This window comes from Halostella litorea (genome assembly GCF_004785955.1).
GTDB lineage: Archaea > Halobacteriota > Halobacteria > Halobacteriales > Natronoarchaeaceae > Halostella > Halostella litorea.
In genome coordinates this window covers 327,649-340,671 of record NZ_SJER01000001.1, presented here as the reverse complement: position 1 = coordinate 340,671, position 13,023 = coordinate 327,649, and the positions used below count along the sequence as shown (strand labels likewise).

Annotated in this window: 14 protein-coding genes, 1 tRNA gene and 1 pseudogene; 11 read left to right on the top strand and 5 right to left on the bottom strand. The window is 71.3% G+C overall.

Translation table 11 applies throughout. The features are described from left to right. Positions 1 to 334 precede the first annotated feature (334 nt). Together EYW40_RS07165 and EYW40_RS07160 are read left to right on the top strand one after the other, a co-directional pair. Positions 335 to 589, top strand: coding sequence for a DUF7553 family protein (locus EYW40_RS07165; protein ID WP_135820938.1), 255 nt, complete (start codon positions 335 to 337; stop codon positions 587 to 589). 42 nt (positions 590 to 631) lie between these two features. Beyond that, a tRNA-Val gene (locus EYW40_RS07160) sits at positions 632 to 706 on the top strand. A gap of 35 nt (positions 707 to 741) precedes the next feature. Here EYW40_RS07160 and EYW40_RS07155 read toward each other — a convergent pair. Next, entirely contained in the window at positions 742 to 1,491 is a 750-nt protein-coding gene (locus EYW40_RS07155; protein ID WP_135820937.1) for a DUF8102 family protein, read from the bottom strand. A gap of 228 nt (positions 1,492 to 1,719) precedes the next feature. On the opposite strand from EYW40_RS07155, the pseudogene EYW40_RS20380 reads away from it, so the two are divergent. The 3 genes and pseudogenes from EYW40_RS20380 to EYW40_RS07145 form a co-directional block, all read left to right on the top strand. Beyond that, a pseudogene (locus EYW40_RS20380) lies at positions 1,720 to 2,148 on the top strand (ABC transporter ATP-binding protein); the annotation flags it as partial. Positions 2,149 to 2,324: 176 nt separating this feature from the next. Then, the gene (locus EYW40_RS20375; protein WP_310732455.1) at positions 2,325 to 2,663 is read left to right on the top strand and encodes an ATP-binding protein DrrA1-3 family domain-containing protein; all 339 of its coding nucleotides are present in this window, start codon (positions 2,325 to 2,327) and stop codon (positions 2,661 to 2,663) included. Positions 2,664 to 2,665: 2 nt separating this feature from the next. Next, the gene (locus tag EYW40_RS07145; RefSeq protein WP_135820936.1) at positions 2,666 to 3,514 is read left to right on the top strand and encodes an ABC transporter permease subunit; all 849 of its coding nucleotides are present in this window, start codon (positions 2,666 to 2,668) and stop codon (positions 3,512 to 3,514) included. Positions 3,515 to 3,524: 10 nt separating this feature from the next. Here EYW40_RS07145 and EYW40_RS07140 read toward each other — a convergent pair whose 3' ends face one another. Next, the gene (locus tag EYW40_RS07140) at positions 3,525 to 3,830 is read right to left on the bottom strand and encodes a DUF7521 family protein (protein WP_135820935.1); all 306 of its coding nucleotides are present in this window, start codon (positions 3,828 to 3,830) and stop codon (positions 3,525 to 3,527) included. Next, positions 3,823 to 4,170, bottom strand: a complete 348-nt coding sequence (locus EYW40_RS07135; RefSeq protein ID WP_237560576.1) for a winged helix-turn-helix domain-containing protein — start codon at positions 4,168 to 4,170, stop codon at positions 3,823 to 3,825. The genes EYW40_RS07140 and EYW40_RS07135 overlap by 8 nt, the downstream gene beginning before the upstream one ends. A 99-nt stretch (positions 4,171 to 4,269) precedes the next feature. Between EYW40_RS07135 and EYW40_RS07130 the strand changes: the two genes are divergently transcribed. The 3 genes from EYW40_RS07130 to EYW40_RS07120 all read left to right on the top strand — a co-directional run bounded on the left by EYW40_RS07130 (position 4,270) and on the right by EYW40_RS07120 (position 6,438). Then, positions 4,270 to 4,590, top strand: a complete 321-nt coding sequence (locus EYW40_RS07130) for a DUF3784 domain-containing protein (protein WP_135820934.1) — start codon at positions 4,270 to 4,272, stop codon at positions 4,588 to 4,590. Beyond that, positions 4,587 to 6,098: an alpha/beta hydrolase gene (locus EYW40_RS07125; RefSeq protein ID WP_135820933.1), complete on the top strand. Its 1,512-nt coding sequence runs from the start codon at positions 4,587 to 4,589 to the stop codon at positions 6,096 to 6,098. Before EYW40_RS07130 ends, EYW40_RS07125 begins: the two co-directional genes overlap by 4 nt. A 139-nt stretch (positions 6,099 to 6,237) precedes the next feature. Beyond that, a complete protein-coding gene (locus EYW40_RS07120) occupies positions 6,238 to 6,438 on the top strand; it encodes a DUF8149 family protein (RefSeq protein ID WP_135820932.1) in 201 nt (66 codons plus the stop codon). Positions 6,439 to 6,481: 43 nt separating this feature from the next. On the opposite strand, the gene EYW40_RS07115 is transcribed toward EYW40_RS07120, so the two are convergent. Continuing rightward, positions 6,482 to 8,167, bottom strand: coding sequence for a thiamine pyrophosphate-binding protein (locus EYW40_RS07115; RefSeq protein WP_135820931.1), 1,686 nt, complete (start codon positions 8,165 to 8,167; stop codon positions 6,482 to 6,484). Between the two features lie 57 nt (positions 8,168 to 8,224). Beyond that, on the bottom strand, positions 8,225 to 8,698 hold the full coding sequence (locus EYW40_RS07110; protein WP_202614470.1) for a metal-dependent hydrolase: 474 nt from the start codon (positions 8,696 to 8,698) through the stop codon (positions 8,225 to 8,227). A gap of 91 nt (positions 8,699 to 8,789) precedes the next feature. Between EYW40_RS07110 and EYW40_RS07105 the strand changes: the two genes are divergently transcribed. The 3 genes from EYW40_RS07105 (at position 8,790) to EYW40_RS07095 (ending at position 12,986) form a co-directional block, all read left to right on the top strand. Then, positions 8,790 to 10,292 carry a ribonuclease H-like domain-containing protein gene (locus EYW40_RS07105; protein WP_135820930.1) on the top strand — a complete coding sequence of 501 codons (1,503 nt, stop codon included), beginning with the start codon at positions 8,790 to 8,792 and terminating at the stop codon, positions 10,290 to 10,292. Continuing rightward, on the top strand, positions 10,293 to 12,704 hold the full coding sequence (locus EYW40_RS07100; protein ID WP_135820929.1) for a DEAD/DEAH box helicase: 2,412 nt from the start codon (positions 10,293 to 10,295) through the stop codon (positions 12,702 to 12,704). Positions 12,705 to 12,785: 81 nt separating this feature from the next. Then, positions 12,786 to 12,986, top strand: coding sequence for a hypothetical protein (locus EYW40_RS07095; RefSeq protein ID WP_135820928.1), 201 nt, complete (start codon positions 12,786 to 12,788; stop codon positions 12,984 to 12,986). The last annotated feature ends 37 nt before the right edge of the window (positions 12,987 to 13,023 follow it).

Genomic DNA, 13,023 nt, shown 5'->3' with positions numbered 1-13,023 from the left:
GCTACGTCCGGCCACGGCTAAAGAGGTTGTGCAACCGGGAACCGCAAAAGACGAGTTGATGGCACCGAACCGGCACGGCCGAACGCCGGGACCTGCGTCCGCCCGTGGATACCCACGGTCAGTACCCTTACAGAGACGGCGGGACGGCGGTGAGACGGCATGACCCGAATCGCTCCGCGTCGGCGGGCGCCCCGCGCGATTTTAGGTTGGCCTAAGAAATAGAAAAAGCCTTCGGTTTAGGCGCGCCTAAAAGATCGCGTGGGCGACGACACCTGTCGGACGCGAATTCTGTTCTCCCACAAAGGATATATTCTCTCCCCGACTACTATCGAGTATGAACAAGCACTTCGAGGACGCGCAGTACTACATCAAGCGAGCCGGCGAACAGGCCAAGAAGGGCGTCAGCGAGGAACTCGAACCGGTCGAGGAACGGTTCCGCGAGCTGACCGGCCGCGAGGATGAGCCGGAGCCGAGCCGCCTCGACAAGGTCCGCGAGGACCTGGAGGAGATAGAGAAGCGCGCCGAGGGCGAGGCCAAGGAGGCCGTCGCCGACGCCCGCGAGCGGCTCCGCCGCTACCGGGAGGACTGACTTCGGAACCCTTTTTACCGCGACGGCGGTACGCTCTCGTGCGGGTTGGTGGTCTAGCCCGGTTATGACGGCTCCTTCACACGGAGCAGGTCGGCGGTTCGACTCCGCCCCAACCCACTACGCGTTTTGCGACGAACGGACGGACAAACCGGTCAGTCGTTCGGCTCCGAGTGGGTAACGGCAGTCCGGACACCCTTCGGGACCCAGCGGACCCAGAGATCCCGGAGCGTCTCGTTGGGATGCTGGACGAGCCGTTTACAGAGCGGGAGGATATCGTGTCTGAGCGCGTTCGCCGTCATGATGGCCGTCCAGCCGGCCACCCCGAGGAACACCAATACGAAGACGGACACGACGGTGGCGTCGTTTCCCGACCAGAGCCGCGTGCCGAGGAGGCGGTCGGACGTCCAGAAGACCGCACTCAGGAGGAAGCCAAGCGCCCCGACCCCCATCAGCCGGTTGGCGTACGACGTCCAGCGGTTCCAGGCCAACCTTTCCGCCGTCTCCGTTTCGGCCCGGTCCCGGATCTCGGGTTCGGTTCGAAGGGTGAGATCGTCGAGCGAACGCAGGCCGGCCCGTGTCTCGGCACGATCCGCCGCCCGGCCCCGGGCGTTCTCGATCAGTTCGTCGCGGGGATACTCCTCGAGTTCGCGGATCCGCTCGATAGTTAGATACGCGTCGGAAAGCGCGTCCCGCAACTCCTCGTCGTCGGCCCCGTCGAAGGCGAGTTCGAGCTGGTCGTCCGGGAGGTCGACGAGCAGTCGGAAGTCGAGCGTGCCCGCGCGGAGTCGGTCGCGGATCCGCTGTTGGTCCCGTCGCTTTTTCGTCTCGTCCAACTCCTCGAAGTCGTTTCGGAGGCGTCGCCGTTGCGTCTTGGTGAGGAGTGACGCCGACTTCCGACTCATTTCCCCTGTATCGGTCTTTCACCCGGTTATACCCTCCGAAGTCGGGCGTTCATGGCGCGCCGTGATATCCGAATACACCGCCGTCAGCCCCCGTCCGGCCCGTCGTCGGGGGCCTGTTCGGAGCGCACCTAAGACGCCGAAAATACGGGTGTATGGGCCTCTACCGTTGATACAGGCGCGAAAACGGTCTCCGGCGTTTATGCCGTCCGTTCGGATAGGGGAAGTCGCATGTCGGCGATCGAAACGACGGATCTCACGAAGCGGTACGGCGACGTGGCCGCGGTGCAAGGACTGAACCTCACCGTCCACGAGGGCGAGGTGTTCGGCTTTCTCGGCCCGAACGGCGCCGGGAAGTCGACGACGATCGATATGTTACTCGGGTTCCTGCGTCCGACGAGCGGGCACGCCACGGTCTTGGGCCACGACGTAGTCGACGGATCGAGCACCCTGCGGAGTCGGGTCGGCCTCCTCCCGGAGGGGTTCTCGCCGTACGAGAACCTCTCGGGTCGCCGGCACGTGCGGTCGGCGATACGGACGAAGGGGGCCGACGACGATCCCGACGACCTCGTCGCTCGTGTCGGATTGGACTCCGCCGACGCGGAGCGCCCGGCGAGCGACTACTCGAAGGGGATGCGACAGCGGCTGGCGCTGGCCGTCGCGCTCGTCGGCGACCCGGACCTGCTCGTGCTTGACGAGCCGACGAGCGGACTGGATCCGGGGGGATCAAACGCGTTCGCGGGATCATCCGCGAGGAAGCGTCCCGCGGGACCACCGTCTTCGTCTGTTCGCACCACCTCGAACAGGTCGAGAAGATCTGTGGCCGCGTCGGCATCATGCGTGACGGGTCGCTCGCGATGGCCGGCGAGGTCGACTCGCTGCGTGCGAAAGCGGGGTCGACCGTCGAGGCGACCGTCGAACCGCCCGTGGACGCGGACCGCATCCGCGACATCGACGGCGTGTCCGACGTGGCGGTAAACGGTGCGACGCTCCGGTTGTCATGTACGCCGGACGCGGAGAAGGTCAACGTCTTGAACCGACTGGACACGTTCACGACGGTTCGCGAGTTCGAATCGGCGGGGTCGTCGCTCGAATCGCTCTTCGGGGCGATCACCGGTGACGACGCCGTTCCGAACGGCGACGACCGGTCCGTCGACGGCGCGGAGGGTGAGTGAGCATGGGCGTCTGTACCGTCGCCCGGGACGACTTCAGAAACGGCCTGCAGTCGTACTTCGTCCTCGGCGTCGTTCTCGTGTTCGTCGGGGTGACCGCGCTCGTGTTCACCGCCGAGATAGCCATCTACGACCATCCGGCGCGCGCCCTCTGGGACGTTCAGCAGGCGGTCATCCTCGTCGAACCCGTCCTCGTGGCCGCACTGTGCTATCGGGCGGTCGTGGGTGACCGAACGAGCGGCCGGGTCAGGTTCAGCCTGGGGCTCCCGAACACCCGCGCCGAGTACTTCGTCGGGAAAGTTCTGGCGCGGGCTGGGATCGTGACCCTCGCGACGGTGGCCAGCCTCGCTGCGGGCTACCTCGTCGCCCTGTTCGCGTTCGCGAAGCCCCCGAGTATCGTCGACTTCGCCCTGTTCGCGGGGACGACGACCGCGTTCCTGCTCTCGCTCACGTCCCTCTTCATGGCCATCTCCGCCGTCGTGGACAGCCGGCCGGCGGCGATGGTCGGTGCCTTCGCGGCGTATTTCCTGCTCGTTCCCTTCGTCCTCGGCATCACGCCGTTCATGAGCCTCGGAACGCTGCTGAACGCGTTGAGCGACCTCACCGGTGCGTCGATCGGCCCGTCCACGCAACAGCTCGTCAAGAGCGCGACCCCGTATCCGGCGTACGGCGGTATCACGAACCGGGTCTTCCTCGACATCGCGGACCAGTACGACCATCTCCCGACCCCGACGGAGAGCCAGCGGACGAAGCTTCACGCGCAAGTGTGGTTCCAGCTGCTGGTTCTCGTCGGCTGGTCGCTCGGGTCGATCGTCGTCGGCTACGTCGGGTTCAAACGGAAAGACCTCACCTGACCGGGTACGGTCATCTGACCTCCGACGACCGGGCCGGTGCCACGAACCCGTACAGGATCGACAGCATCCCGGCCATCTCGCCGGCCTGCGTGATGATCCCCACGACGGCGGTGGGGATCGGGACGACCTGTGCGAGCAGGTAAATCCCGCCCGGGACGCCGAACGTCAGGACGAATCCGGCGGCGATAAACGCCATCGGGCGGCTGTCGTTTCTGGTGGCCCCGGTGTACGCGACGTAGGCGATGACGAGTCCGAGCGCGACGACGACGTAGTCGATCAGGAGAAACAGGAGCTGAAGGGGGGTGAGTTCAGTCATAGAGTCCCTCCACGAAGTCGGTAAAGCGGTCGGCGGCGCGCTGGCGCGTCGTCACGGTGACTTCGAGGCCGTCGTCCGTGAGGTCGACGACCACCTTATCCAGTGTCGCCGCGTACACGGTTCGCTGCTGGCCGTCGGCGTCGAGTTCCGTCCGCTTTTCCAGCAGGCCCTGGTCGGTGAGGTCGTCCAGCCGACGGTACACCGTCGCGCGGGACGCCGAGCACGTGTCCGTGAGTTCCGCCGCCGTCATGGGTTGGTCGTGTGTCCGTGTCAGGATCGTCTGCGTGCAGTCGTCTTCGAGGAGCCGCGCGACGGTGTCCAGTCGGTTCGACTGCGCCACGATACCGGTTCGTGCCGAGGGGAATATAAAATCGGGGCACGTCTCAGCGCGTGAGACGTCCCGGGGAGCTTTATCGACACACCGGGCGAACCGTCGCGCATGCAGGTCCCCGAATCGATCGCGGTCGAATGGCTCGCTTCCGGGGCGCTCGTCGTCGCGTTCGGCGTGCTCGTCCGGTTCCGGAACTGGACGTTCCTCGTGGCGGGGTACGACGAAAGCACGGCAGTCCCGGAGGACGTGGTCGCAAACGTCGTGGGCAACATGCTGTTGCGCGTCGGGATCGCCGTCGCGGCGTTCGGCGCCGTCGCGTCGTACGTCGACCCGCCGACCTACCTCGCGACGGTCGTGGGGGTCCTGGTCGCGGTCGAGGCGGCCCGGACGATCTACCGCCTGAACACCTACGCGCCGGCCGACGGATGACCCGGACCGCGCTCCGCAGGCGGACGCTCCTCCGGGCCGCCGGTGCCGGCGGACTCGCCGCCCTCGCGGGCTGTAGCGGGTCGGGCGACGAGGACCCGACCGACGGGTCGGAACCGACGACGACGCTGCTGACGACGGCCGACGGCACGTCGGCGATGCCGACGACGCGACCCGGTACCGAAACGCAGTCGCCCGCCGGGACGACGACCGGCGGAGCGACCGTCGCCGAGATGGACGCCACGGCCCGGGACTTCGTCGCCGACCTCGCCAGCGGCGACTACGAGGCGGCGCGGAACGCCTTCTCGCCGGACGCCCGCGAACAGGTGACCGCCGCGCAGCTCGAGGAGGTGTGGACCTCACTCGTCGGGTCGGCCGGCCGCTTCGTCAGGCTCGCCGAGACGGAGCACGCGACCGTCCAGGGCCGGGACGCGATCCGGGCGACGGTGCAGTTCCGGAACGCCAGGCAGGTCCTGGTCGTCGTGTTCGACGACGGGGGAGCCGTGGCCGGCTTCCGGCTCGCCGGGTCGCCGGACCCGGGCGAGTCGTGGTCGCCGCCGCCGTACGCGGACCGCGACGCGTTCGCCGAGACCGACCTGAGTCTGTCGGCGAACAACTCGTGTACGCTCCCCGGGACACTCACGATGCCGGCCGGCGAAGGGGCGGTGCCGGGCGTCGTGCTCGTCCACGGGTCGGGGCCGACCGACCGCGACGGCACCTTCGGCCCGAACAAGCCGCTGAAGGACCTCGCCTGGGGGCTGGCGAGTCGGGGCGTGGCCGTCCTCAGGTACGACAAGCGGACGGCGGCCTGCCGGGTCGACCCGACGGCCGTGACGATCGACGACGAGGTGACCGACGACGCGCTCGCGGCGCTGGACCGCCTCGGCCGGGCCGAGCGGGTCAGTCCCTCCGACACCTTCGTCGTCGGCCACAGCCTCGGCGCGATGCTCGCGCCGCGGATCGCGGCCCGGGCGGAGCGACTCGCCGGGGCCGTCATGCTCGCGCCGCCGGCGCGCTCGCTGCTCGACATGCAGATCCAGCAACACGAGTACCTGGCGAACCTGGACGGCACCGTCACCGAGCCGGAGCGCGAACGGCTCCGCGCGGTGCGGGAGGCCGTCGAGCGGTTCCGCGCGGGCGACGTCGCGGCGGACGAACTCGTCCTCAACGCGCCGGCCCGGTACTGGGAGGGTCTGGCGTCGTACGACCAGGTCGAGACGGCGGCCTCACTCTCCCGGCCGCTGTTTATCGCGCAGGGCGGGCGCGACTACCAGGTCACCGTCGAGGACGACTACCGGCGGTGGCGGGACGCGCTGACGCGGGAGAACGTCGCGTTCGAGCGCTACCCCGACCTCAATCACCTGTTCATGCCGGGCGAGGGGCCGCCGTCCCCGAGCGAGTACTACCGGCCGAACCACGTCGCGGAGTCGGTCGTGGCCGACGTGGCGTCGTGGGTCCACGGGGTCGCGGGGACGGCGGCCGGGTCCGGGGGCGACACGTCGGCCGAGTAGCCGGGGCGCTCCTGGCGACGCGAACGCGGTGTACGCTCTGACCGCCACCCGACTCCGGTAGCGAACGCCGTCCCGTCCCGGCCGACCGTCGCGTCCCTCGGAAGACATTTATCCCGCCGCGTGCACTCACCGGCAGCCAATGTCCGACGACCAACCCGAAGTGCCCGTCGTCTGCACCGAGTGCGACACCCGGACGCAGATACCGTTAGACGACGTCGCCGACGCGGTCGACCGACACAACGACCAGATACACGACGGCGAGGCGGTCGCGGAGGTCGACCCCGCCATCAGGGAACACCTGGCCGACCGGGTCGCGGCGGACATCGGCCTGCTGGACTGACCGGCCGCGCCGTCGACCGCCGCCGGTGGAGCCCGCGTCGCCGTCAGTCGCGGACGAGCACGTCGACCACCGACGGCCCGTCCGTCGCCACCGCGTCCGCGATGGCGGGTTCGACCTCCTCCGTTCGCTCGACCTGCGTCGCGGTCGCGCCGTGGCTCTCCGCGTTCTTCACGAGGTCGACGGCCGGGTCGAAGTCGACGCCGACCAGCGACTCGGCGGCGTCGTCGCCGAGCAGGTCGGCGGCGTTGTCCTTCAGGATGCGGTAGTTGCGGTTGTCCGATACGACCACGGTGAGGTCGAGGTCGTGGCGCGCCGCGGAGTAGACGGCCTGTGGGTAGTAGAGGTAGGAGCCGTCCCCGACGAAGCCGACCACGTCCCGCGGGTCGTCGCGATCGCGCTCGGCGACCGCCGCGCCCACCGCCGCCGAGAGGCCGTAGCCCAGCCCGCCGCCCTTGTTCGAGATCAGTCCGGCTTCCTCCAGGGGCCAGCGCGCCAGCAGCGGGTACTTCGCGGTGACGCCCTCGTCGACGAGGTAGGCGTCGGGCGCGGCCGCGAGCAGTTCGTCGACGAGTTCCGCCTTCGACGGCCGCGGGTCGTCCGGCCCCTCGGCCCGGCCCATCGACGCGACCGTGTCGGCCAGCGACTCCCGAACCGCCCGCGCCCCCTCCACGCGCTCCCGGCGGACGGCGTCGTCGAGGCGGTCCCGCACGGCGTCGGCCAGGGCCGACAGGACGAGTCCGGGGTCGCCGAGGACGGCGGCGTCGGCGGGCTGGTTCTTCCCGACCTGCCAGGCGTCGTCGCTCACGTGCAGGCAGGTCGTCCCCGGGTCGACCAGCGCGCGCTCGTGGCGGGTCAGCGTCGTGTTGGTCGAACAGCCCGCGAACACCAGCGTGTCGGTCTCCATGAGCGTCGACGCCAGCCCCTCGTCCGGCGGGATGAACGTGGCCCACTGCTCGTGCTCGGTCGGGAAGTCCACCTCAGAGGCGAGTATCTCGCCGAACACCCGGAGCCCGGCGGCCTCCGCGAGTTCGACCGCCGCGTCGACGCCGCCCTCGGAGCGGGCGACGCCGTCGCCGACGACCATCGCGGGGGAGTCGGCCGCGGCCAGCAGGTCGGCGGCGCGCTCGACCTGCCCGGGATCCCCGCGGCCCGCGTTCGGGATCGGCCCCAGCGGCTCCGGGTCGGCGTCGGTCTCGGCGGTCGTCACGTCGAGCGGGAGCGCGAGGAACACGGGGCCGGTCGGCGGCGTGAGCGCGACGCGGAACGCCCGCCGGAGCATCGTCGGGAGCGCCGAGACGTCCAGCACCTCCGCGCTCCACTTCGTGAAGTTCTCCGCGAGGTCGACCAGGTCGCCCGAGAGGATCGGCTCCTCGTGGCGGAAGTCGGTGCTGTGGTTGCCGGCGGTGACGACGACGGGCGCGCCCGCGACCCGCGCGGCGTAGAGGTTGCCGAGGCCGTGGGCGAGGCCCGGCGCGATGTGGAGGTTCGCGACGCCGACCGGCGTCACGTCCGGGTCGTCGTGGGCGTGGTAGCGGCGCGTGCTCGCGTACCCAGACGCCATCCCGACCGCAACGTCCTCGTGGAGGCCGAGCACGTACTCCAGGTCGCTCTCCCCGAGCGCCGATACGAGCGGGAGCTCCGTCGTCCCGGGGTTGCCGAAGACGCGCTCGACGCCGTACCGCTCCAGGCTCTCGACGAACAGCTCCGCGCCGGTGCGTGTCGTTCCCATGCGACACGGGTCGCGGGCGATCACCAAAGGCGCTGGCCTGCCGGCAGCGTGGGACGGTCAGGAACGGACCGGCCGCGGGGACCAGCCGTCGCCCCGCCACAGCAGGCCGAGCGAGCAGGCCCACAGCACCGCCGTCGCGGGCGCGGCGTGGCCGCCGAGGACGACGCCGAGGTACTCCGCCGAGAGCGGGTACAGCAGGGGCACGCCCATCGGCGTCGTCGCGTCGATGGCGAGGTGGGCGGCGTACGCGCCGCCGAACCCGAGTCCCTGCCGGCGGCCGGCGACGGCCGTCACGAGCGCGGTCACGGCGGCGAGCGCGAGCAGCGTGTGGGTGAGCCCGCGGTGAACGAGCGGGAACCCCCACGCCGCCGGCAGCAGGAAGTCGGCGTCGGCGAGCACGCCGCCGACGAGGCCCGCCAGGGGCGCGTCGGCCAGCCGCTCGCCGAGCGCGTAGCCGACGAGCGCGTGGGTGGCGACGGCGACGGCGAGAAACGCCGCGTGCCCGCCGGGGAGGGAGTGAAACAGCGTCACATCCGGACGTATTCGTAAACTTACAAAGTGGTTTCGCCGGGCGGCGCCGACGGGCGTTTTTTACCCGTCCGCCCCCACCCTTCGTTCGCGAATGTCGACCCCGCCCCGCCTGACCGTCCTGTCCAGCGCACTCGTCGAGCGCCTCGACGCGCCGCGGCTCCGCGACGCGCTCGACTACGCCGACCCGGACGCCCTCTGTCTGCCCGTGCCGGGCGCGCTCGTCCGGCTCCGGGCGACGGCCCCCGGCCTCCTCGACGAGTACGGCCCGCCGCTGGTGCTCGGCGGCGGAACCGGCGGCGGCACAGGTACGCCCGGCGACGGTCCCGGCAACGCAGACACCGCCCCCGACCACCGCCGGCTCCGCGGCGTCGACGTCGTCGCGGCGTCGTCGGACGGGGACCTCGGCGGCGTCCGGGCGCTCGAACGCGAGGGCCGCCTCGACCCGGCCACGGAGACGTACGTTCTCACCGACCGCCTCGACGTGTCGGTCGATCTCACGGAACTCGACGCGTCGCTGGGCGGGCGCGCGGCGTACCGCGATGCCCTCGCGCCGGCGGACCTGGCCGGCTCGTACACCCACGTCTCGACGGCCGCGCCGGTCGGCTACTACCGCGAGTGGGACGGCCTCGCCGTTGCCGGCGCGGACCCCGACGGCGACGACGCGCCGGGCGGCGAGCGCGGCGGGAGCGAAGTCCCCACGCTCACCCTCCACCCGGACGGGACGGTCTGCTCGTCGGGGATCGGGACGGACCGGCTCGGCCTGCGGGCGCTCCCCGGCGTCGGCGAGGTGCGGGCCGGCCGCCTGCGGGAGGCGGGCTACCGGACGCCCGGCGACGTGGCCGCCGCGTCGGTCGCCGACCTCCGCGAGGTGGCGGGGATCGGCCGCGACGCCGCGGCGACGGTCGGCGACGGCGCGCGGGCGCTGGCGGAGGGCGAAGTCGTCCGGGACGGCGACGGGTCCCTCCCGGACGGGGAACCGGTGTTCATCGACATCGAGACGGACGGGCTGACGCCGACGGTCGTCTGGCTGGTCGGCGTGCTCGACCGGGCGGGCGAGGAGCGGTACCTCTCCTTCCTGAACCGCGACCCCGACGACCCCGGGCGGGCGGTTGAGGCGTTCGTCTCGTGGTACGCCGCCAACGCCGCGGGCCGGCCAGTCGTCGCGTACAACGGCCTCTCCTTCGACTTCCCCGCAGTCGCCGAGCAAATCGAGCGCCACTGCCCGGCCCTGCTGGACGACTGGGAGGCGGCGTACACGTTCGACCCGTACCACTGGGCGGTCCGGGACGACAACGCCGTCCTGCCGGGCCGGACGAACAAACTCGGCGACGTGGCCGCCGCGCTCGGGCGGGACGGGGACGGCGGCGGCCTCACCGGGGCGGCGGTCGGCCGCGCCTACCGGCGGTGGATGCGCGAACGCACGCCCGCGGCGGAGCCCGACTGGGAGCGCCACGAGCGCTACTGCGAGGACGACGTGCGGGCGCTGGCGTTCGTGTACGACGCGCTCGCGGAGGCCGGCGGCGCGGACGGCGCGGCGGACGGCGACGGGTCGACCGGAACGAACACCACACAGGGCACCCTGGGGGAGTTCTGAATGGCCGACGACGCTTCCGGGTGGAGCGAGCGGGCGGACGTGCTCTCGCCGGACCACCTGCGCGAGCGGTTCCCGGGCTACGAGGACCAGATCGAACACGTCGCGACCCAGCCCGGCGCCGAGGCAGAGTACGTCGACGCCGCGTCCGTGCTGGGCGCGGACCTGGCCGACGCGCTCGGCCACGACCTCTACACACACCAGGCCGCGGCCATCGAGCGCCTGCTGGACGGCGAGAACGTCGCCGTCGCCACGTCGACGGCGTCCGGGAAGACGTACGTGTACGCGCTGTACTTCGCGCTGCTGAAGCGCCGCGACCCGGACGCCCGCGCGCTGTTTTGCTACCCGACGAAGGCGCTGTCCCGCGACCAGGAGCGCGCGCTGAACGACCTGTACGACGACCTGGGGATGGACGTGACCGTGGCGGTGTACGACGGCGACACCCCGCGGGACCGCCGCCGGGCGATCCGGGAGGGCGCGGACGTGGTCGTCTCGAACTTCGCGGGGATCAACGTCTACCTCGCCCACCACCGCAAGTGGCGCGACGCGTTCGCGAACTGCCGCCTGCTGGCGGTCGACGAGTCCCACAGCTACACCGGCGTCCACGGGATGCACGTCGCGTGGACGCTCCGCCGCCTGCGCCGCGTCCTCGACTACTACGGCAGCGACCCGCGGATCGTCTGCACGACGGCGACCATCGGCAACCCCGTCGAGCACGCCGAGGCGCTGACCGGCGCGCCCTTCGTCGCCGTCGACGACGACGGCAGCCCCCACGGCCGCCGGCGGATCGTCCTCTGGGACCCGCCGTTCGACGACGACGTGGCCGAGGAGTTCGACATCGACGAGTTCCTCGGCGCGAAGCGAAGCGCCAACGACGAGGCCGCGAGCGTGCTCGCCCACCTCGGCCTCAACGGCGTCCAGACGCTCACGTTCGCCCGCTCGCGGCAGGGCGTCGAACTCGCCGCGAAGGCCGCCGAGCGCGCCGCCGGCGAGCACCCATCGGGCAACTACCTCTCGGTCGAACCGTACCATGCGGGCCACGGGAAGGAGAGCCGCCGCGGCACGGAACACCGGCTCAAGTCGGGCGACCTCGACGGCGTCGTCTCGACGAACGCGCTGGAACTGGGCATCGACGTGGGCTCGGTCGACGCCGCCGTGACGGCCGGCTACCCCGGCACGCGCCAGTCGTTCTGGCAGCAGGTCGGCCGCGCCGGCCGCGGGACGGCCGACGCGCTCGGCGTGCTGGTCGCACGCGCCGACGCCATCGACCAGTACGTGCTGGAGAACCCCGACTACCTGCTGGGCGACGCCATGGAGGACGCAGTCGTCGACCTCGACAACGACGTCGTGTACGCCCGGCACCTGCTGTGTGCCGCCCAGGAACTGCCGCTGGACCGCGACGACGCCCGCTGGTTCGGCGGCGCGGACCGCCTGGAGCGGGCCGTCGGGATGTGGCGGGCCGCCGGCCGGTTCGTCGGCCACCTCGACCACGGCGTCCAGTACGACGGCGCGCCGCGGCCCCAGGCCGACATCTCGATGTACGCCGCTTCGGGCGAGCAGTTCGACGTGCGCTGCGAGAACGGCGAGATAGAGATGGAGCCGATCGACCGCCAGCGCGCGTACCGTGACTTCCACCCCGGCGCGCTCGCGCTCCACGACGGGGCGGAGTACGAGGTGACCGACCTCGTCGAGGACGTCCCGCAGCCGTACGTCTCGGTCCGGGAGGTCCGGACGAACGAGTACACCCGGACGCAGTCCGAGAAGAGCGTCTCGGACGTCGAGCGCGAGCGCGTCCGCGACCTGGGCGGCGGCTACCGCCTCTGTTTCGGCACCGGCACCGTCTCGGTCCACTACAGCCACTACGAGCGGGTCGACGTCTCGACGGGCAAGCCGAAGGGACCGCCGGAGGCGACGGGCCTGCCGCCGGTCGACCTGCGGACGCAGCTCATGTGGGTCGAGACGCCCCGGGACCTGTTCGAGCGCGTCGTCGCGGCGATTCCGGACGACAAGCTCGCGGAGCCGTCCGGTGCGGCGTCGCTCGGCACGAAGGAGTGGACGTTCCTCGGCGGCCTCCACGGGGCCGAGCACGCGATGATCAAGCTCGCGCCGCTGGAACTGCGGATGGACAAGGGCGACATGGGCGGCCTGAGCGTCAACCGCCACCCCGAGACGGGCGTCCCGACGTGGTTCATCCACGACACCGTCGAGGGCGGCATCGGCTTCGCGAAGGGGATCTACGAGCACGCCGACGCCGTGCTGGCCCGCACCCGAGAGCGCGTCGCCGACTGCGACTGCGGCGGCGTCAACGGCTGTCCCGCCTGTCTGATGGACGTCCAGTGTGGCAACGGCAACGAGCCGCTCCACGCGCCCGCGACCGTCGAGGTGCTCGACGCGGTGCTGGAGCGGCTGGACTGACCCCGGCGGTGCTCGCGCGGGCCGCACCGCACGAACACGTTCGGCGAAACCCGCCAGTGCCGCGCTCCCCTCGACACTGCCGTGTCACGACCGACCGACTCCGCGCGGCCGCCGGCGGCGCTAGTCCGGGCCGCGGCCGCCCGGCCCGGCTACGCGCTCGGGGTCGCCGGCCTCGCAGTCGGAGCCGCTGTCGCCGGCGTCGAGGGGGCCTGCTTCGGCGCGCTCCTCGGGTTCTTCGCCGGGAAGTCGCTGTTGAGCACGCTGTGGGCGGTGGGCCGCTGAGCGGCCCGCCGGGTTCGGACAAAGGATATACCGGCCG